This is a genomic window from Rhizobium sp. NFR12 (assembly GCF_900108545.1).
GTDB classification, from domain to species: Bacteria; Pseudomonadota; Alphaproteobacteria; order Rhizobiales; family Rhizobiaceae; genus Neorhizobium; species Neorhizobium soli.
Genome location: NZ_FNWM01000002.1, coordinates 48463 through 66189 on the forward strand (window position 1 = coordinate 48463; position 17727 = coordinate 66189).

18 protein-coding genes are annotated in these 17727 nt (G+C 59.3%); 12 read left to right on the top strand and 6 right to left on the bottom strand.

Annotated elements, in window-relative coordinates; genetic code table 11:
• The first annotated feature begins 728 nt into the window (after nt 1–728).
• The gene (locus BLW69_RS07555; protein ID WP_092661172.1) at nt 729–3458 is read left to right on the top strand and encodes a beta strand repeat-containing protein; all 2730 of its coding nucleotides are present in this window, start codon (nt 729–731) and stop codon (nt 3456–3458) included.
• Nucleotides 3459–3578: 120 nt separating this feature from the next.
• On the opposite strand, the gene glf is transcribed toward BLW69_RS07555, so the two are convergent.
• From glf to motA, 5 genes are all read right to left on the bottom strand, one after another.
• Nucleotides 3579–4730, bottom strand: coding sequence for a UDP-galactopyranose mutase (gene glf, locus BLW69_RS07560; RefSeq protein WP_092661174.1), 1152 nt, complete (start codon nt 4728–4730; stop codon nt 3579–3581).
• Between the two features lie 225 nt (nt 4731–4955).
• Complete coding sequence (gene fliG, locus BLW69_RS07565) at nt 4956–5993, bottom strand: flagellar motor switch protein FliG (protein ID WP_062453820.1); 1038 nt, start codon at nt 5991–5993, stop codon at nt 4956–4958.
• Nucleotides 5994–6021: 28 nt separating this feature from the next.
• Nucleotides 6022–6618 carry a flagellar motor switch protein FliN gene (gene fliN, locus BLW69_RS07570; protein ID WP_062453819.1) on the bottom strand — a complete coding sequence of 199 codons (597 nt, stop codon included), beginning with the start codon at nt 6616–6618 and terminating at the stop codon, nt 6022–6024.
• Nucleotides 6619–6673: 55 nt separating this feature from the next.
• Nucleotides 6674–7612 (bottom strand): FliM/FliN family flagellar motor switch protein, encoded by a 939-nt coding sequence (locus tag BLW69_RS07575; protein WP_092661176.1) that lies wholly within the window; start codon nt 7610–7612, stop codon nt 6674–6676.
• Between the two features lie 2 nt (nt 7613–7614).
• Nucleotides 7615–8487 (bottom strand): flagellar motor stator protein MotA, encoded by an 873-nt coding sequence (gene motA, locus BLW69_RS07580; protein WP_062453817.1) that lies wholly within the window; start codon nt 8485–8487, stop codon nt 7615–7617.
• A gap of 205 nt (nt 8488–8692) precedes the next feature.
• On the opposite strand from motA, the gene flgF reads away from it, so the two are divergent.
• From flgF to BLW69_RS07595, 3 genes are read left to right on the top strand one after another with little or no spacing between them, the layout of a single operon-like run.
• Complete coding sequence (flgF, locus tag BLW69_RS07585) at nt 8693–9427, top strand: flagellar basal-body rod protein FlgF (protein ID WP_062453816.1); 735 nt, start codon at nt 8693–8695, stop codon at nt 9425–9427.
• An 18-nt stretch (nt 9428–9445) separates the two neighbouring features.
• On the top strand, nt 9446–10837 hold the full coding sequence (gene fliI, locus BLW69_RS07590) for a flagellar protein export ATPase FliI (RefSeq protein WP_062453815.1): 1392 nt from the start codon (nt 9446–9448) through the stop codon (nt 10835–10837).
• 12 nt (nt 10838–10849) lie between these two features.
• On the top strand, nt 10850–11395 hold the full coding sequence (locus tag BLW69_RS07595; protein ID WP_092661178.1) for a hypothetical protein: 546 nt from the start codon (nt 10850–10852) through the stop codon (nt 11393–11395).
• Between the two features lie 143 nt (nt 11396–11538).
• On the opposite strand, the gene BLW69_RS07600 is transcribed toward BLW69_RS07595, so the two are convergent.
• Nucleotides 11539–12504 (bottom strand): flagellin N-terminal helical domain-containing protein, encoded by a 966-nt coding sequence (locus tag BLW69_RS07600; RefSeq protein ID WP_162759501.1) that lies wholly within the window; start codon nt 12502–12504, stop codon nt 11539–11541.
• Between the two features lie 297 nt (nt 12505–12801).
• Here BLW69_RS07600 and flgB point away from each other — a divergent pair, with 297 nt between their 5' ends.
• From flgB to flgH, 8 genes are all read left to right on the top strand, one after another.
• Nucleotides 12802–13191: a flagellar basal body rod protein FlgB gene (flgB, locus tag BLW69_RS07605; protein ID WP_062453812.1), complete on the top strand. Its 390-nt coding sequence runs from the start codon at nt 12802–12804 to the stop codon at nt 13189–13191.
• A gap of 5 nt (nt 13192–13196) precedes the next feature.
• Nucleotides 13197–13610, top strand: coding sequence for a flagellar basal body rod protein FlgC (gene flgC / locus BLW69_RS07610; RefSeq protein WP_062453811.1), 414 nt, complete (start codon nt 13197–13199; stop codon nt 13608–13610).
• A 2-nt stretch (nt 13611–13612) separates the two neighbouring features.
• On the top strand, nt 13613–13951 hold the full coding sequence (locus BLW69_RS23110) for a flagellar hook-basal body complex protein FliE (protein ID WP_062453810.1): 339 nt from the start codon (nt 13613–13615) through the stop codon (nt 13949–13951).
• 17 nt (nt 13952–13968) lie between these two features.
• A complete protein-coding gene (gene flgG / locus BLW69_RS07620; protein WP_062453809.1) occupies nt 13969–14757 on the top strand; it encodes a flagellar basal-body rod protein FlgG in 789 nt (262 codons plus the stop codon).
• An 84-nt stretch (nt 14758–14841) separates the two neighbouring features.
• Nucleotides 14842–15294, top strand: coding sequence for a flagellar basal body P-ring formation chaperone FlgA (gene flgA / locus BLW69_RS07625; protein WP_244473995.1), 453 nt, complete (start codon nt 14842–14844; stop codon nt 15292–15294).
• Nucleotides 15291–16409 carry a flagellar basal body P-ring protein FlgI gene (locus BLW69_RS07630; RefSeq protein WP_062453808.1) on the top strand — a complete coding sequence of 373 codons (1119 nt, stop codon included), beginning with the start codon at nt 15291–15293 and terminating at the stop codon, nt 16407–16409. Before flgA ends, BLW69_RS07630 begins: the two co-directional genes overlap by 4 nt.
• On the top strand, nt 16406–16963 hold the full coding sequence (locus BLW69_RS07635) for a MotE family protein (protein ID WP_062453807.1): 558 nt from the start codon (nt 16406–16408) through the stop codon (nt 16961–16963). The genes BLW69_RS07630 and BLW69_RS07635 overlap by 4 nt, the downstream gene beginning before the upstream one ends.
• On the top strand, nt 16960–17682 hold the full coding sequence (gene flgH / locus BLW69_RS07640; RefSeq protein WP_062453806.1) for a flagellar basal body L-ring protein FlgH: 723 nt from the start codon (nt 16960–16962) through the stop codon (nt 17680–17682). The genes BLW69_RS07635 and flgH overlap by 4 nt, the downstream gene beginning before the upstream one ends.
• The last annotated feature ends 45 nt before the right edge of the window (nt 17683–17727 follow it).

The following is a 17727-nucleotide window of genomic DNA, read 5'->3' on the forward strand; positions in this document are numbered from 1 at the left end:
CGCGAAGCAGGGTGAGGGCAATCCAGACTTGCAGTGGCGCGCGCGACGATGTCGCGTACTACGCGATAAGATTATCTAGGACCTTTGCTCCAGAGGACGGTCGTCTTATGCAGCATGTCCATGTATGTCACATCGCTCAATTCTCCGACGAAATAGCTGAAGAATAAACGTGGTTGATGCAGTAGCCGTTAGTATTGGAGAAAGCGCCTGAGTTTTTTCGCAGCAGCGCCTGATATCTGTTCTTCAACCTTAAGAGCTGCGATCTCTCGGTTCATACGGGTAACCGTATTTGTAGTGGATGCATTTTTAATCAAAATAAGCCGTGGCCAAGTGACTTTGGTAATTCATGAATTTCGAATCTATCATGCCTACCAACTGTTCTTGTTCGCAGCAGCGGAAAGCTCCAGGCATCGCTGGATTAACCCAACAATGTGTCGGACGGAGCGCCAACACTTTATGCCTGTGCCCTTGTTAAGCCTCATTTAAGAATTCTCGGCTAAATATTTTAGGGCGCGAAAACAGCGTTCAAGTTTTCGCACAAGTGAGCGTGGGAAATCCGAGCTATGTTCTGGCTCGAATTGCATGATGCCTTTCCGACGCCGAGGTTCACGTGAGCCATGTCCCCTTTTGTTTCGCTGTATTTGCGCAAGGTCGGATTGCCGCCAGGTGTGTGGGTGTCTGACGGCAGATAGGCGTGACCTCTCGTTAACGACATCAAGGACACGTCCATGACCACGATCATCTCTTCCCTATCCAATACGCAGATTTCCAAACTATCGACGACCACGATCGCGGGATTGACCTCGGAAGATGTCGATGCTTTGAGCAGTGCTCAAATCAAATCCCTCACCTCATCGCAGATTGCCGCCCTAACGACCGACGGCCTAGCTCGCTTCGATTCAGCGGATATGAGCGCCATTTCGGTAAAGTCACTTGCGGGCTTGAGCCTCGATCAGATCCAAATTCTCAGCTCTGCACAGCTCGATGGATTCTCCACCGCTCAGGTGGCAGGTCTGTACAGCAGCCAGGTTGCTGAGCTCTCAACTGCGCAAATCGGGTCTCTTGATAGCACGCAGATCGTCGCAATCAGCAAGAGTGCGATCGCTGGCCTGGATGTTGCCAAGCTCAGCACCGACAATGTCGCAGTTCTTAGCTCCACGCAGGTTGCAGCGCTTTCAGCGACGCAATTCGGCGGTTTGTCTTCCGATCAGGTGACGGCGCTGACCAGCACGCAAGTCGCCGGTCTGAGCTCCGCTCAGGTAGGGACCCTGGACTCTGCAGAAATAGCATTGTTCTCCACCGACGAAATTGCGGCCATCAGTATCAAGGCTCTCGGTGGCCTCTCCGCTGACGCAATCGCCGGCCTCACCACCGGCAGCACCGAAGCCCTGACCACGACACAGGTCGCAGGACTTTCTTCGACCCAGCTTGCCGCCCTGTCTTCGGGCCAGCTCGCGACCTTCTCGTCTGACGATATGGCTGCGATCAGCAAAAAGGCTCTTGCCGGGCTGGATGTTACCAAGCTCAGCACGGACAATATCGCAGCTCTCAGCTCGACTCAGATTGCTGCGCTGTCGGCCACGCAATTCGGCAGTCTGTCTTCCGATCAGTTGACGGTGCTGAGCACCACGCAGATCGCTGGTCTGAGCTCCGCCCAGGTAGGGACCTTGGACTCCACAGAAATTGCATTGTTCTCGACCGACGAAATTGCTGCCATCAGTGCCAAAGCTCTCGGTGGCCTCTCCGCTGACGCAATCGCCGGTCTCGGCACAGGCGGTGCGGAAGCCCTGACCACGACACAGGTTGCAGGACTTTCTTCGACCCAGCTTGCCGCCTTGTCCTCGAGCCAGCTCGCGACCTTCTCGTCCGACGATATGGCTGCGATCAGCAAGAAGGCAATCGGTGGCTTGGATCTTACTAAGCTCAGCACGGCAAATGTCGCGGCTCTGAGCTCGACGCAGGTTGCAGCTCTGTCAGCCACGCAGTTCGGCACTATGTCTTCCGATCAGGTGACAGCGCTGACCAGCACGCAGATCGCCGGTCTGAGCTCCGCTCAGGTAGGGACCTTGGACTCTGCAGAAATTGCATTGTTCTCCACCGACGAAATTGCTGCCATCAGCGCGAAGGCTCTTGCTGGCCTCGCCGCTGACGCAGTCGCCGGTCTCGGCACAGGCAGCGCGGAAGCCCTGACCACGACGCAGGTTGCAGGACTTTCTTCGACCCAGCTTGCCGCCCTGTCTTCGGGCCAGCTCGCGACCTTCTCGTCCGACGATATGGCTGCGATCAGCAAAAAGGCGATCGGTGGCTTGGATGTTACCAAGCTCAGCACGGACAATATTGCGGCTCTGAGCTCGACGCAGATTGCAGCACTGACATCCACCCAGTTCGGCGCTATGTCTTCCGATCAGGTGACAGCGCTGACCAGCACGCAGATCGCCGGTCTGAGCTCCGCTCAGATTGGAACTCTGGATTCGACTGAGATTGCACTGTTCTCGACTGACGAAATTGCTGCCATCAGCGCCAAGGCTCTTGCTGGCCTCTCCGCTGACGCAATCGCCGGTCTTGGCACAGGCGGCGCGGAAGCCCTCACCACGACACAGGTCGCAGGACTTTCGTCGACCCAGCTTGCCGCCTTGTCCTCGAGCCAGCTCGCGACCTTCTCGTCCGACGATATGGCTGCGATCAGCAAGAAGGCGATCGGTGGCTTGGATCTTACCAAGCTCAGCACGGCAAATGTCGCGGCTCTGAGCTCGACGCAGGTTGCAGCTCTGACAGCCACGCAGTTCAGCGCTATGTCTTCCGATCAGGTGACAGCGCTGACCAGCACGCAGATCGCTGGTCTGAGCTCCGCCCAGGTAGGAACTCTGGACTCGACAGAAATTGCGCTGTTCTCCACCGACGAAATTGCGGCCATCAGCGCCAAGGCTCTTGCCGGCCTTTCCTCTGACGCAATCGCCGGTCTCACGACAGCCAATGCGGAAGCTCTGACCTCGACACAGGTTGCGGGACTTTCGTCGACCCAGCTTGCCGCCTTGTCCTCGGGCCAGCTCGCGACCTTCTCGACCACCGATATTGCTGCGATCAGCAAAAAGGCGATCGGTGGCTTGGATGTTACCAAGCTGAGCACGGACAATATTGCGGCTCTGAGCTCGACACAGGTTGCAGCACTGACATCCACCCAGTTCAGCGCTATGTCTTCCGATCAGGTGACAGCGCTGACCAGCACGCAGATCGCTGGTCTGAGCTCCGCCCAGGTAGGTACGCTGGACGCCACAGAGCTCGGATTGTTCTCCACCGACGAGATCTCTGCTATTGGCCTGAAGGCGGTCGCCGGCTTCTCCACGGACGCACTCGCCGGTCTCGACAGCACCCACATGGCTGCATTGTCGTCATCGCAGCTTCAGGCACTGAACACTGCACAGGTTGAGGCCGTTATTGCAGCGTACAAAACCTACTGATTGCGACTAACGGGGAGACCACAGACTCTCTGGTCTTCCCGGCACTCTCTAAACGAAGTTGGGGCGCGGTTTATAACCGCGCCCCAACTGTTAGACACATGGTTGTCTCTGACGATCTCTCTACGGATTAACGAAAAACGCTCCGAGCGCGCCTTTCCCCTGCAGGGCGTTGATATAGGCGTCCCCCGTGTCCAGGGCCTCGCGGATCGTCACGTCCATGTCGAGGTAGCGATAGGTGCCGAGCCTGCCGACGAATGTCACGTTCTGCTGCGTCCGGGCCAGCTCGACATAGCGCTCGAGCAAGGCCTTTTCGTCGGCCATGCGGATCGGATAGTAGGGGATGTCGCTTGGTCCGCAGGCGCGCGAATATTCCCGGTAGCAGATGCTCTTCTCATGGGTTTCCCAAGGCGAGAAATGCTTGTGCTCGGTAATCCGGGTATAGGGCATGTCGAGATCGCCGTAGTTCATCACCGCGCAGCCCTGATAGTCGCCGTCGTGGCTGAAGCGGTCGAAATCCAGCGTCCGGTAGCCCAGCCGGCCAAGCTCGAAATCGAAGTAGCCGTCGAGCGGTCCCGAATAGAAAACATGGTCGAAGGATGCGGCATCCGGACGGGTGAAACGGGTCCCGAGCCTGACGTCAATGCGCTCATGGTTGAGGATGCGTTCGACCATCTCCGTGTAACCGTTCTCCGGCATGCCCTGAAAGCGATGGAAGAAATAGTTGTCGTCATAATTGAAGCGAACGGGCAGGCGCTTGAGAATGCTGGCCGGCAGTTGGCTCGGCTCGCAGCCCCATTGCTTGACCGTGTAGCCCTTCAGGAACGCCTCATAGAGATCACGACCGACGAATTTCAGGGCCTGCTCCTCGAACGTCTTCGGCTCGCCGATCGTTTTATCTGCAAGCGAAGCGATAAACTGTCTTGCCTCCTCCGGCCGCAGCGTCTTGCCAAAGAACTGGTTGATCGTGTGCAGGTTGATCGGCAGCAGGAACACCCGCCCGCCGCTGGTCGTCTTCACGCGGTTGACATAGGGCATGAAGGTCTGGAAGCGGTTCACATAGTCCCAGACCGGCTCATCGTCGGTATGAAAGATGTGCGGTCCGTAGACATGCACCATCACGCCCGTATCGCTGTCACGCTCGGTAAAACAGTTGCCGGCGATGTGGGCGCGCTCGTCGAGAACGACAGCGGAATGACCGGCCTCCGCAAGTTTCCTGGCGATGACGGCGCCCGACAATCCGGCTCCGACCAGCAATATGCGCTTATTCGACATCGATCTCTCCCAGTGGCATTCAGCATGTCGGCCCACGAAAGCGCGACATCTCCCCATACTCGTCCAGCGCGGCGAGCGCGAAAGCCTTAACCGATTCGCGGCGCTGCGAGCATAGTTTCCATCGTGTCCCGGCTATGCTTGACCGCATCCGAGATGGCGAAGGATAACAAAATGCCCGCACGAGGCGGGCATTTCGGTGTTGGATGCGTCCGGCAGCGGAGGCAATCAGGCCGCTTCGCTTGCCGGTGCTTCTTTTTCCTTGAGTTCGATCTGGCCGGAATTGGCAAGCCGGATCGCTTCCTGCGAGATCGCGCGGCGGGCAAGCGCCACTTCGCGCGGGTTGATCGTACCGCCGGCGGCAAGATCCGATTCGACCATGCGGCGCTGGCGTGGGCTGAGGCAGACGAGCACGGATTCGCGCATCGGTGCCGACGAACCTTTCAGCGCCATCGTCAGGATGTCGCCCGCGATATCGTTGAGCAGGATGACACGGCTGCGCTGCGGCATGACCATGAGATCTTCGAACAGGAAGATCTTCGGGCGAACCTTCTGGGCTGCTTCCTGGCTGACCTGTTCCAGTGATTCGAGCAGGGAATCGACCTGCGGCTTTTCGAGCTGGTTCATCAGGTCTGCAACCTTGACCGGGCCGGTCGAGTTCCGCTCGGCATCGATTTCGTTGACGAGATCGGCGATCCGCTTTTCGATGATCTGCACCGCCTGCGGATTGACGTTCTTCAGGTTCACCGCACGCTTCATGATGTCGGCACGCAGGCTTTCCGGCAGTTCGACCAGGATCTTCGCACCAAAGGCGGAAGGCAGCATCGAAAGGATGTAGGCGATCGTCTGCGGATGTTCGCGGCCGAGATACTTGCAGATGAACACCGGATCGGCGTCCTGAAGACGGTCCCAGAGACTGTCCTCGTAGGTCTGGAACGCGGTGCGTCTGCCGAGCAGGCCGTCGACCTCTTCCGGCGTCAGGCCTTCGTCGAGAATCTTTTCCATCGCCATGGCGTTGTCCATCAAACCTGTTCCCTCGGTGAACAGGTCTTCGAACTCGTTGACGAGAGTGGTCAGTTCGTCTGGCGGAATGGCGCGCAGGCTCTGCGCAGAAGCAATGATTGTCTGCAGTTCGGCTTGGGTAAAATACTTCAGCAGCTTACCTGCAACGCCCGTTCCCATTGCGAGCAGAACCGCAGCCGCTTTCTCTGCCTGAGAAAGCGGCTGGCCGGGCAGGTTGTCACTAAAGGTATCGAAGTCCATCATGGGCTTGTCCTAAAACGCTAAATTCATTTTAGCTCTTGGGAGCTCCTGACAATTCAGTGAGCTTTACGCCGAAGCGTGTATCGTCGTCTTCGAGAAGCGTGATTTCGCCGCGGGCGATCAGGCGACCGTTCACGGTGATATCGACCGGCTCGCCGATTTTCTTGTCGAGCGTGATCGTCGTGCCTTCCTTGAGGCTCATCAGACCCTTGACCGGCATGCGGCTTGAACCGAGCACGATCTGGACATCGATCGGAATGTCCAAGATGAGGTCATGATTGGCCTCGAGGCTTTCGCCGTGCGTGTCGGATCCGAAGCTCGGCATCGCACTTGCGCCACCACCAAAGCTGCTGGCTCCGAAGTCGGACTTGCCAAGGTCGCCACCACCAAAGTCGCTGCCGCCGAAATCGGTCGAGCCAAAGTCGCTCGTTCCGAAATCCGTCGAACCGAAGCTGTCGCTGCCGAAATCGGAGGCCGGTGACGCGAACGGATCGGCCGACAGCAGCGTGCCGTCCTCGTCCGCCTTCAATGCGCCACGCAGGTCGTCGATCGCGTGTTCCAGATCCAGGCTGCTCGAGGCGATCGGATCTTCGGTCAGTTCGTTTTTGACGGTCGTTTTTCTAGCCATGATCTATTATCCACATCGAAACTTGTCTGAAGCTGCCGGGCGCGGAAGCGCCACGTCAATTATCGAGAATTTTTTTGAGTATATTGCCGTCTGGAGAGACGTTGGATTTTATCTTTACGGAATAGCTGTCGCCGGACCGGCCGAACTCGCAGCGGTAGATCAGTTTCCCGTTCGCATCCATATCGACCCCAATGTCGCCGATGTCTTCGAACGGTATGGTATCACCAGGCTTCAATCTGGCAATTGAGCCAAGCTTGAGCGGCGTGAGCTTGATGCGCGCGCAAAGATCGATCTGCGAGCGCAGCACGTGATCGGCAACGGCCTCGGCCGGCCCCGGAAGACTGTTTGCCAGTTGTCCGGAAGGACGGGTGATCGTCGTCTTCAGCAACACGCTTTGCGGAATGACGATCACGACCTCACCCGTCAGCGATCCAAGCTTGACCTGAAGCCGGACCGCGGCTGCGAAACAGTCGGGGATCTCCAGCGACTGCCGGGCGTAGTCGGTGATCGGATAGCATGGCGACAGCACCGGCTCGAACTCTCCCTTGGGGCCGAGGCCGAGGCGAAGCACGCCCGCGATCCGCGAAACGAGCAGCGATGCGATATCGCCCTCGATAGACGTCAACGTGCGCGTGTCATCAGAAGGCTGGTCAGTATCGCCGAGCAGCTGTGCGATCATGGCGATCGGCAGGCTGTTCCGGGTGGCGATCACGAAATGGGTACACCAGTTGCGCTGACTGGCGCTGACAAGCGTGTAACCCGAGCCAAGCCCCGCGATGACCTGAGAGCGCAGACCGGAGACGTGGCCGGCATACTCGACGCCGATGTCGAGCTGCATTTCCTCTTGGACGACATCGCCGAGAAGCTGGCATTGCAGGGCCGCAACATCGCTGCAGCAATGGGCAATCGTCTTCACGTCACCCAGGCTGCCTGTCAGCCGCGCAAGGACGATCGGGTCGATCGGCTTAGTGACTTCGCTCGACGGATTGTTCATCGTTAGGCCGCCTTGCTCTCACCACCGGGGTTCATCATCTCCTGCTCGACGGCGTCGATCGAAGGACGATCGCCGTTGCCGATGGTCTTGCGACCGTATTCGAGAGCGACCTGCGGTACGGAGCCGTTCATGTAGGCGATGAGCGTCTGCTTGACGATCGTGTAGAGGCGATGCTGCTTTGTGCGGACGACCTTGATCTGCGAGGTCAGCGGATTGCAAACGCAGTAGGAGAGAATGATACCGAGCATGGTGCCGACCAGTGCGGCGCCGATCAGTCCGCCCAGGACCTCAGGCGACTCGTTGATCTTGCCCATGGCCTTGATGACACCGAGAACGGCGGCGACGATACCGATGGCCGGGAACGAGTCACCCATTGCGGTAATCGCATGATAGGGCTTGAGCTTGTCGGACAGCATCGTCTCCAGCTCTTCGTCCATCAGCGCTTCGATCTCGTGGCTGCGGGCGTTGCCGATGATGATCAGGCGAACATAGTCGCAGATGAACACGGTCAGCTGCTTGTTTTTCAGAACCGTCGGAGCCGTCTGGAAGATCGACGATTCCTGCGGATTGTCGATATGCGCTTCGATCTCGTTGCGCGGCTTGGTTCTGAGGTCGCGCATCAGTGCGTAGAGAACGCCGAGGATGTCGAGATATTCGCGCTCCTTGGGAACCGCGAACTTGAAGGCTTCACCCAGTGCCTTGCCGCTGTCTTTCACGACCTTGATCGGGTTGGCCATGATAAAGCCGCCCAGGCCTGCGCCGCCGATGATCACCAGCTCGAAAGGCTGGAACAGAACATTGAGATGGCCGCCCATGGCCATGAAGCCACCAAGCACGCAGCCAATAGTGATTATGAAACCCACAATGATCATCATTTTGATGTGTATCCGCCGTCATTAATGCAGCGGAACATCTAGGCGGGTAGCCTTGCGTGAAGCTGGCTATCGCGGCCTCTCCGCCGTTTCGCACTTTCGATCAGCTTCACACAAGCAACCCCTGTTTGAATGCGCACGAAGGCCGGTTCAGGCCGCTCGGCGATTCCTCGATGGTAGGAGCCGCTTCATCTCAGGAGATCCATCGATGCAATCTGGTATTTATGTTGGCCTGTCGGCCCAAATGGCGCTTGAGCGGCGGTTGACGACCGTCGCGGACAACATGGCCAACATGAACACCGTCGGCTTCCGGGCGACCGAAGTAAAGTTCGACCAGATGCTCGCCAAGATCGATAACAACATCTCCGCGTCGGTTTCCTTCGTGTCGCAGGGCAACGACTACCTCTCCACGAGATCGGGAGAACTGCAGCAGACCGGCAACCCTCTCGACTTTGCGGTCAAGGGTGACGCATGGATGGCGATCGATACGCCGGCGGGCCAGGTCTTGACCCGTGACGGACGCTTCACCATGGCAGACACGGGCGAACTCCAGTCGATCCGGGGCTATCCGGTTCTCGATGCCGGCGGTGGCGCCATCCAGCTCGACCGCAACGGCGGCCCGCCCTCGGTCGGCACCGATGGTCGCATCATGCAGGACGGCAGGATTGTCGCTTCGCTCGGCCTCTTCCAGGCCGATCTTTCCAAGGGCTATCTGCGCTATGAAAACAGCGGCGTCCTGCCGTCGTCACCGGCACAGCCGGTCGTCGACAACAGCGACGTCGGCGTCATGCAGGGCTTTATCGAGCAGTCGAACGTCAACGGCATCGGCCAGATGACCGAGCTGATTTCGATCAGCCGCAATTTTGAAAGCATTTCCTCGCTTCTCAGCTCCACAGACAGCAGCTTCACCGAGGCCATCAAGACCTTGGGCGGTAGCCAGTAAGCCGGAAAACGATCCCTCATGACCGCAAGTCAGACAGTTCACGGCCCGGCAAACAAGCTCGATCTCTTGGCAGCCCTTGTTGGGCGCCACACCGGGCCGGCCTTTGCGTTTGCACCGGGCGGCGTGGTCACCGCAATTTCCGCGACCTATTACACCGTCAGCGGCCTTTCGAAACATGTCAGGCTGGGCGACTTCGTCGAGCATTGCAGCAGTGTTGGTACGCATCTCGGCCAGGTGATCAAGGTCGAGTCCGACCAGGTTCATATCTGCCCGATCGAACCGGGCGAGCCGATCGGCATCCGTGACAGTGTTCTGCGCATCGGTGAGTTCAAGGTATCCCCGCATGACAGCTGGTGTGGTCGCGCCATCGATGCGCTGTGCCGGCCGATCGACGACCGCGGCCCGCTCGTGCAGGGCGACGTGGCGCGGTCGATCATGAGTACCGCGCCGCCATCCATGTCCCGCCGCCGTGTCGAGGAAGGTTTCCGTACCGGCGTCAAGGCGATCGATATCTTCACGCCGCTCTGCTTCGGCCAGCGCCTTGGCATTTTCGCAGGCTCGGGCGTCGGCAAGTCGACGCTCCTGTCCATGATGGCCGGCGCCGATGCGTTCGACCGCGTTGTGATTGCCCTCGTCGGGGAACGCGGCCGCGAGGTGCGCGAATTCATCGAAGACACGATGGGCGAGAACATGAAGAAATCGATCGCCGTGGTGGCCACGAGCGATGAAAGCCCGATGCTGCGCAAAATGGCGCCGCTGATCGCCATGACCATTGCCGAGCACTTTCGCGACAAGGGCGAAAACGTGCTGTTCATCGCAGACAGCGTGACGCGCTTTGCGCATGCGGTGCGTGAAGTCGCGATCGCCGGCGGCGAGTTGCCGATTTCGCGCGGCTATCCGGCTTCGGTGTTTACCGAACTGCCCAAACTGCTGGAACGGGCAGGGCCGGGCCTCGAAGACAGCGGCACGATCACCGCCATCATTTCCGTCCTCGTCGACGGCGATAACCACAACGATCCGGTCTCCGACTCCGCCCGCGGCATTCTCGACGGGCACATTGTGCTGGAGCGCGGTCTCGCCGACGAAGGTCGCTACCCGCCGATCAATCCCCTGTCGTCGATCTCGCGTCTCGCCCGAAAGGCCTGGACGCCCGACCAGGAGAAACTGGTCATGCGGTTGAAAACACTGATGCATCGCTTCGAGGAAACCCGCGATCTGCGCCTGATCGGCGGCTACCGGCAAGGGACCGATGCCGATCTCGACATGGCGGTGAGGCAGGTGCCCGCGATCTATGAAGTGCTGAAGCAGACGCCCGGCGACAAGCGCGTTGCCGACGCCTACGCGGAGCTGGCCATCGCGCTGCGCAATGTCGCGGCCCAAGGCCAGATGCCGGCTCTCAAGAGGGGTTGATGAGGATTGGGGATGAAATTCACGCAACGGCAGAAACTGGCAAAACGCTTCAAGAAGAAGTCGGACGAAAAGACCACGGCGGCAGACATCACGCTGAAGGGCGGCACGTTGTTGCTCGCCGTCGCCGCCGCCATGTTCCCGTGGTACGTCTTCCTCAACGAAGATAAGTTCGGCGTCAACGTTTCGGGTTGGGAGCAACTGCGCGACCTGCGCAGCTTCCGTCAGCGCGACGTGGTCGAAGTGCCGCCGATGTCGGTGGCCCGCAAACCGCCCGAGGACCCGGCCGACCTGCTTGTAACGGCAACAGTTCCCAAGGCGGGCGCGGCCGATGCGAAGGGCGAGGACACGGGCACTCAGCAGCCGTTCCCGGGACGCTCCAGCTTCCGTCTTCTTCACGTCGCCAACGGACGCGCGATGATTGAGGACGATCGGGGAATGTACATTGTTCAGACGGGTTCGGTCCTGCCGGACAACAGCCGTCTGGCCGCGCTTACCCAGAAGAACGGCAAATGGGTGATCGTCACCTCCACCGGAGAAATGTACGAGAGCGCCCAGTAAGCAACTGGCAGCACAGCAAAAAGCTTCGGCACGTCCGTACGCTGCCCATCAACGCTGTATCCAGCTTTGATGGGATCAGTTCACCGGCGTCCGAGGCTTTTTATTGCGATAATTTCAGAGCCGTGGCGCTGAAGAGGGCCGCCCTACCTAAAGAGGGTCGCGAGGCTCTGCAGATGGGTATTGGCCATGCCGAGGATCTGGGACGAAAGCTCCTGCTGGGCCTGATAGGCGCTGACCTTGGTCGACTCCGCCTCCATGTCCGCATCGATGAGGTGCGAGATGCTCTTGTCAAACACGTCCGCCAGGCTCGAAACGAAGCTCGACTGGGTATCGATCCGGTTCGACATCGTCCCAAGCGTTGAACCGAGCGTCGTCAGCTTCTGCTGAATGTAGTTCATGACGTTGATCATGTCGTCGATGTCTTCGGACGTCGTCTCGTCGGTCAGTTCGATCGGCGAACCATCCGTGGCGATCTCCGACCCTGCGTCCAACAGATAATACTGTTTGCCCGAGCCGCTTCCGTTCGAGGCAAGAGTGCTTGGATCGATCGAGCTCGTAAGAAGCCCGCGATTGGCATCGCCGGTATCGATCAGCGTGGAATTGCTTGCATCGAATGTCGCGTAGGACAGCGATACTGAACCCGACACACTGCGCTGGAAATAGGCCGGAACGGTCTTCGCGCCAGCGTCGGCCTCCGACGAGTTGTAAAGCCAGTTGTCACTCCCGAACGATGCGGATTTGATCAGTGACGAGAGGCTGGCCTTGAGATCGCTGATTGTGGCGTTGACGGCGCTCTGGTCGACACCGTCTTCCTTGGCGGTGGTCAGGTTGGCCACGATCTGGTCGGCAATATCGATCGACGATTCGACCGCGGAATAGGCGGCATCGACCTTTGCGGCGCCAAGACCGAGCGCATCGTTCACGCTGCTCAGAATTTTCGTGTCCGACGTCATCGAATTTGCGACCGACCAGTAGCTCGCATTATCCGCCGGGGAATTGATCTTGTAGCCGCTGGAGGTACGCTTCTGTGCCTCTTCCAGCGAATCACTGGTAAACAGCAGAGTCTGCAAAGCACTCTGGATATAGCTGACGGAGATAGCGTCGGACATCAGGCATGATCCTTGAAAAATAAGGGATTTTGCCAAAACATCTGGCTGCGATCGAATGGCTTCATGCCCGCCTGGTCGAAGACGCAGGCCCATCGCTTTTGCAGCAATTTGTAAGCTTATGTTTAACAGAAAGTTAATTAGGCCTCAACGGTCGACCCGCAAAACCTCGTGCAACGGGTCCGCACCCTCGCAGCATTCATCTTTGTTGCCGGGCTCGCCGCGGGTCTGCGGGCATCAGCACAAGTCCCACGCAAGTTTCTAATCTTACTCCTTTGTCGAGAAGACGGAGAAGACGTGATGCAACAGATCCAATTGTTTGAGCTTGCCTCCAGGCAGGCGGAGTGGCTGTCGATCCGGCAACAAGTCGTCAGCACCAACATCGCCAACGCGAATACACCGCAATACCGGGCACAGGACGTGACGCCGTTCCAATCGGTACTCGACGCCTCGAACATCCCGATGGCGCGCACCAATTCGGCCCATTTCGCCAGCGTCGGCCTTGGCTCGGACAATGTCGACGTCAGGGACGAAGATCTCAACAACGAGATCGGCAATCAGGAGTCGGGCAACACGGTTGCTGTTGCCAGCGAACTCTCCAAGAGCGGGGAGATCAAGCGCCAGTACGAGCTGAATACGCAGCTGGTGAAGGCGTTCCACAACATGATGTTGACCGCAGTCGGCAAGTGAGCCCAATGGATCCTTTATCAGCAGCCCTCAAGATTTCTGGCAGCGGCATGGAAGCGGAAGCGACCAGGCTCCGCATCGTGTCGGAAAACATCGCCAACGCCCGCACCACCGGCGATACGCCGGGTGCCGATCCCTATCGCCGCAAGACGGTGACGTTCGGCGCCGAACTCGACCGGGCAACAGGGGTCAGGACCGTCGGCGTCCAGAAGATCGGTGTCGACAAGGGTGACTTCGTTGAAGAACTCGACCCCAGCAATCCGGCAGCGGACGCAAACGGCGTCGTCAAGATGCCGAACGTCAACATGCTGATCGAAATGGCAGACCTGCGTGAAGCAAACCGCAGCTACGAGGCAAATCTCCAGAGCATTCGCCAGTCCCGCGATCTGATCTCGGCGACCATCGATCTCTTGAAAGGTTAAAGATGATCAATCCCATTGAGGGCCTCGGCCTGTTCACGAAGCAGACCGACGGCGTCTCCGGCGACAATACGGCAGCAAATGTTCTCGGCACCGCGGTCAACGCGGCAACGACGGCCGTTGCAGGACCGGGCTTCGGTGATGTCCTGGGCAGCATGGCAACAGACGCGATCAACGCCGTCAAGGGCGGTGAAACTGCATCGTTTGCCGGCATCCAGGGCAAGGCGAACACGCGTGAAGTGGTCGATGCCGTTCTCCAGGCCGAACAGGCGCTGAAGACGGCAACGGCGTTCCGCGACAAGATCGTGTCCGCCTACCTCGACATCACCAAGATGCAGATCTAGAGACTGGAGCAGAGACCATGAGAGCACTAGCAATTGCCGCCACCGGCATGGATGCGCAGCAGACCAATCTCGAAGTCATCGCAAACAACATCGCCAACATCAACACGACCGGCTTCAAGCGGTCGCGTGCCGAGTTTACCGACCTTCTCTATCAGACCGAGCGCGCTTCGGGCGTCGCCAACCGCGCCGATCAGTCCGCTGTGCCGGAAGGTGCCAATATCGGTCTCGGTGTTCAGACTCAGTCCGTCCGCAAGCTCCACATCCAGGGCGAAATCACCCAGACGAGCAACGATCTCGACATGGCGATCGTCGGGCGTGGTTGGTTCATGGTCGAAGGCACCAACGGTGAGACCCTATACACCCGCGCCGGGTCCTTCAACAAGGATGCCAACGGAAGACTGGTGACTGCCGACGGTTACGGTGTCATCCCGCAAATCACCATTCCGACTGACGCGACGTCGGTCAGCGTCAGCGAAGACGGGATCGTCAATGCGACGATCGGGACATCGACGACCCCGACGGAACTCGGCCAGATCACTCTGACCAACTTCGTCAACGATGCCGGTCTGAAGCCTTTGGGCGACAACCTGTTTTCTGAAACGGCGGCATCCGGGCAGCCGGTCGTCGCCAACCCGCAGGAGACTGGCTTCGGCTACCTCAAGCAGGGCTATCTCGAGAACTCCAACGTCGATTCAGTCAAGGAGATCACCGATCTGATCTCCGCTCAGCGTGCGTATGAAATGAACTCGAAGGTGATCACCACCGCCGACGAGATGGCGCAGATCGTCAGCCAGAACCTCAAGTAGCGGAAGATAGAAGGCGGACCGAGCATGATGCTTTGGCAAGAGAACGTCCGGAAAACCGGTCGGGCAAGCAGCTGGAAAACCGGAATGAAGACCTGGCTGGCCGGGGCGCTTTTGAGCGCGCTCATCCTGCCGGGGGCGGCATTCGCGGAGCCGCGCAATGCCGTCGTGCCCAGCACCACGATCTATCCGGGCGATACGATCGGCGAAGCGTTCGTCAGCGAGGTAGCCGTCACCAATCCGAATATCGCGCCGGGCTATGCCAGTTCGCTGGATCAGGTGGTCGGCAAGGTCACGCGCAAGACGCTGCTTGCCGGCCGCACCATTCCTTTGAACGTTCTCCGCGATCCTTTCACGGTCAAGCGCGGCACAAGTGTTAGGCTTACCTTCTCGTCGCAGCGCATGGTCATCGCCGCCCGCGGCGCGCCCATGGACGATGCGATGACAGGCGAGGTCATCAAGGTCAGGAACCTCGATACGGGCGTCATGGTCAACGGCACGGTGATGGCGGACGGCAGCGTCGAGGTGGTTCAGAAATGAGTATGGTCCGGAAACTGATGATTGCGGCGATCGCGGTCATCACGATGCTGCCCGTCACCGATGCCACGGCCACGTCGTCCCGCATCAAGGATATCGCTTCGCTGCAGTCCGGTCGCGAGAACCAGTTGATCGGCTATGGCCTGGTCGTGGGTCTGCAGGGAACCGGCGACAGCCTGCGTTCGTCTCCGTTCACCGATCAGTCGCTGCGCGCCATGCTGCAGAACCTCGGCATCTCGACGCAGGGCGGTCAGTCCAGCGCCAAGAACATCGCCGCAGTCATGGTCACCGCCAACCTTCCCTCGTTTGCAAGCCCCGGCAGCCGCATCGACGTCAATGTCAGCTCGCTCGGCGACGCCACCTCGTTGCGCGGCGGCACGCTGATCATGACATCGCTCACCGGCGCCGACGGACAGATCTATGCCGTCGCGCAAGGGTCGGTGATCGTCTCCGGCTTCAATGCACAGGGTGCGGCTGCGACACTGACCGAAGGCGTCACCACAGCCGGTCGTGTGCCGTCGGGAGCGATCATCGAGCGCGAGCTTCCGTCCAAGTTCAAGGATTCGGTCAATCTGGTGCTGCAGCTTCGCAACCCGGATTTCTCGACATCGGTTCGTATCGCCGATGTCGTCAACGCCTATGCCCGCCGCACCTTTGGCGATCCGATCGCCGAAGCGCGCGACAGCCAGGAAGTGGTTGTCCAGAAACCGCGCTCAGCCGACCTGACCCGCCTGATGGGCGACATCGAAAATCTCGTGGTCCAGACCGACGCCCCCGCACGCGTGGTGATCAACGAGCGCACCGGTACGATCGTCATCGGCGCCGATGTCCGGGTCGCCCGGGTTGCGGTCAGCTACGGAACGTTGACTGTTCAGGTCACCGAGACGCCGCAGGTCATCCAGCCCGAACCGTTCTCAAGGGGCGAAACGGCGGTGCAGCCGCAGACCGATATCATGGCCGAAAAAACCGGCGGACCGATTGCCGTCATCGACGGACCTGATCTGAAGACGCTGGTCGCCGGCCTGAACAATATCGGCGTCAAGCCGGACGGCATCATCTCGATCCTCCAGGCGATAAAGTCTGCCGGAGCCCTGCAAGCGGAGCTCGTTCTGCAATGACCAACACAGTTTCAAGCAGGTTCCCGGTTCTCGCCACTCGCAGCTCGGTCTATCTGATCGCCGCCGCTCTCTCGCTCTGCCTCCTACCGGGCGCCCGCGCGCAGCAGCAGCCGCAGCTTCTCGGCGCCGCACAGGAAGCCGGTGGCAGCCAGCAGGAAGTCCAGCAGTTCTGCGGCAACATCGTCGATTCGGCCCGCGACCAGCGTTATCTCCTGCAGAAGCAGGAACTGGAAAAGCTGCAGGGCGACATCAACACGCGCATCACCGAGCTCGAAAATCGGCGCGCCGAATATCAGGACTGGCTGAAGAAACGCAACGCGTTCCTGGCCAGTGCCAAGGCCAGTCTGGTCGAAATCTACAAGACGGCAAAGGCTGACGAAGTCGCGCCGCAGTTCGACCAGATGAACATCAACATTGCGGCCGCCATCATCATGCAGCTGCCACCGCGGCAATCGGGCCTGATCCTTGCCGAAATGGACGCCCAGAAGGCTGCCATGGTCGCAATGATCATGGCGAGCGCCGCAGACCCCAATACTTCCAAGGACCCGTCATGAAAAAGCAACTCACGGCTCTTCTTGCGATGACATCGCTGATCGCCGGATGTCAGAACGGGCAGATGACGACCATCAAGGAAATCGGCAATGCGCCGGCCATGAGCCCGATCGGCAGCGGCCTGCAATATGGCCAGACGCAGCAGATGTCGATGTATCCGAAGCAGCCGCGCCACATGGCGAGCGGCTTCTCGCTGTGGAGCGACAGCCAGGGCGCCCTGTTCAAGGATGCCCGCGCGCTGAACGTGGGCGACATCCTGACGGTCAATATCTCGATGAACGACAAGGCGAGCTTTGACAACGAGACGGATCGCAGCCGCAAGAATTCCAAGACCACCAACTGGCAGGCCGCCGCGGAAATCCTTGGCTGGAAGCCGGAGGCAGATTCGACGGCGGGCTTTGATTCCGACAGCCAGTCGAACGGCAAGGGCTCCATCAGCCGCGCCGAGAAGCTGACGCTTCTCGTGGCCGCGGTCGTCACCGGCGTTCTCGAAAACGGAAATCTCATCATCAGCGGCTCGCAGGAAGTGCGCGTCAACCATGAGATCCGCATCCTCAACGTTGCCGGCATCGTGCGCCCTCAGGACGTGAATGCCGAGAACACGATATCCTATGAGAAGATTGCCGAAGCACGCATCTCCTACGGCGGCCGCGGTCGCCTGATGGAAGTCCAGCAGCCGCCGGTCGGCCAGCAGATCAGCGACATCTTCTCGCCGATCTGACCGGGCGCAATTTGATGTCCCTCACTACTAGCGGAGTTTAGCCAC

Excerpts from the sequence above, each read along its gene's own strand:
- BLW69_RS07555 (WP_092661172.1), top strand. The coding sequence starts at position 729 with ATGACCACGATCATCTCTTCCCTATCCAATACGCAGATTTCCAAACTA.
- glf (WP_092661174.1), bottom strand. The coding sequence starts at position 4,730 with ATGTCGAATAAGCGCATATTGCTGGTCGGAGCCGGATTGTCGGGCGCC.
- fliG (WP_062453820.1), bottom strand. The coding sequence starts at position 5,993 with ATGATGGACTTCGATACCTTTAGTGACAACCTGCCCGGCCAGCCGCTT.
- fliN (WP_062453819.1), bottom strand. The coding sequence starts at position 6,618 with ATGGCTAGAAAAACGACCGTCAAAAACGAACTGACCGAAGATCCGATC.
- BLW69_RS07575 (WP_092661176.1), bottom strand. The coding sequence starts at position 7,612 with ATGAACAATCCGTCGAGCGAAGTCACTAAGCCGATCGACCCGATCGTC.
- motA (WP_062453817.1), bottom strand. The coding sequence starts at position 8,487 with ATGATGATCATTGTGGGTTTCATAATCACTATTGGCTGCGTGCTTGGT.
- flgF (WP_062453816.1), top strand. The coding sequence starts at position 8,693 with ATGCAATCTGGTATTTATGTTGGCCTGTCGGCCCAAATGGCGCTTGAG.
- fliI (WP_062453815.1), top strand. The coding sequence starts at position 9,446 with ATGACCGCAAGTCAGACAGTTCACGGCCCGGCAAACAAGCTCGATCTC.
- BLW69_RS07595 (WP_092661178.1), top strand. The coding sequence starts at position 10,850 with ATGAAATTCACGCAACGGCAGAAACTGGCAAAACGCTTCAAGAAGAAG.
- BLW69_RS07600 (WP_162759501.1), bottom strand. The coding sequence starts at position 12,504 with ATGTCCGACGCTATCTCCGTCAGCTATATCCAGAGTGCTTTGCAGACT.
- flgB (WP_062453812.1), top strand. The coding sequence starts at position 12,802 with ATGCAACAGATCCAATTGTTTGAGCTTGCCTCCAGGCAGGCGGAGTGG.
- flgC (WP_062453811.1), top strand. The coding sequence starts at position 13,197 with ATGGATCCTTTATCAGCAGCCCTCAAGATTTCTGGCAGCGGCATGGAA.
- BLW69_RS23110 (WP_062453810.1), top strand. The coding sequence starts at position 13,613 with ATGATCAATCCCATTGAGGGCCTCGGCCTGTTCACGAAGCAGACCGAC.
- flgG (WP_062453809.1), top strand. The coding sequence starts at position 13,969 with ATGAGAGCACTAGCAATTGCCGCCACCGGCATGGATGCGCAGCAGACC.
- flgA (WP_244473995.1), top strand. The coding sequence starts at position 14,842 with ATGAAGACCTGGCTGGCCGGGGCGCTTTTGAGCGCGCTCATCCTGCCG.
- BLW69_RS07630 (WP_062453808.1), top strand. The coding sequence starts at position 15,291 with ATGAGTATGGTCCGGAAACTGATGATTGCGGCGATCGCGGTCATCACG.
- BLW69_RS07635 (WP_062453807.1), top strand. The coding sequence starts at position 16,406 with ATGACCAACACAGTTTCAAGCAGGTTCCCGGTTCTCGCCACTCGCAGC.
- flgH (WP_062453806.1), top strand. The coding sequence starts at position 16,960 with ATGAAAAAGCAACTCACGGCTCTTCTTGCGATGACATCGCTGATCGCC.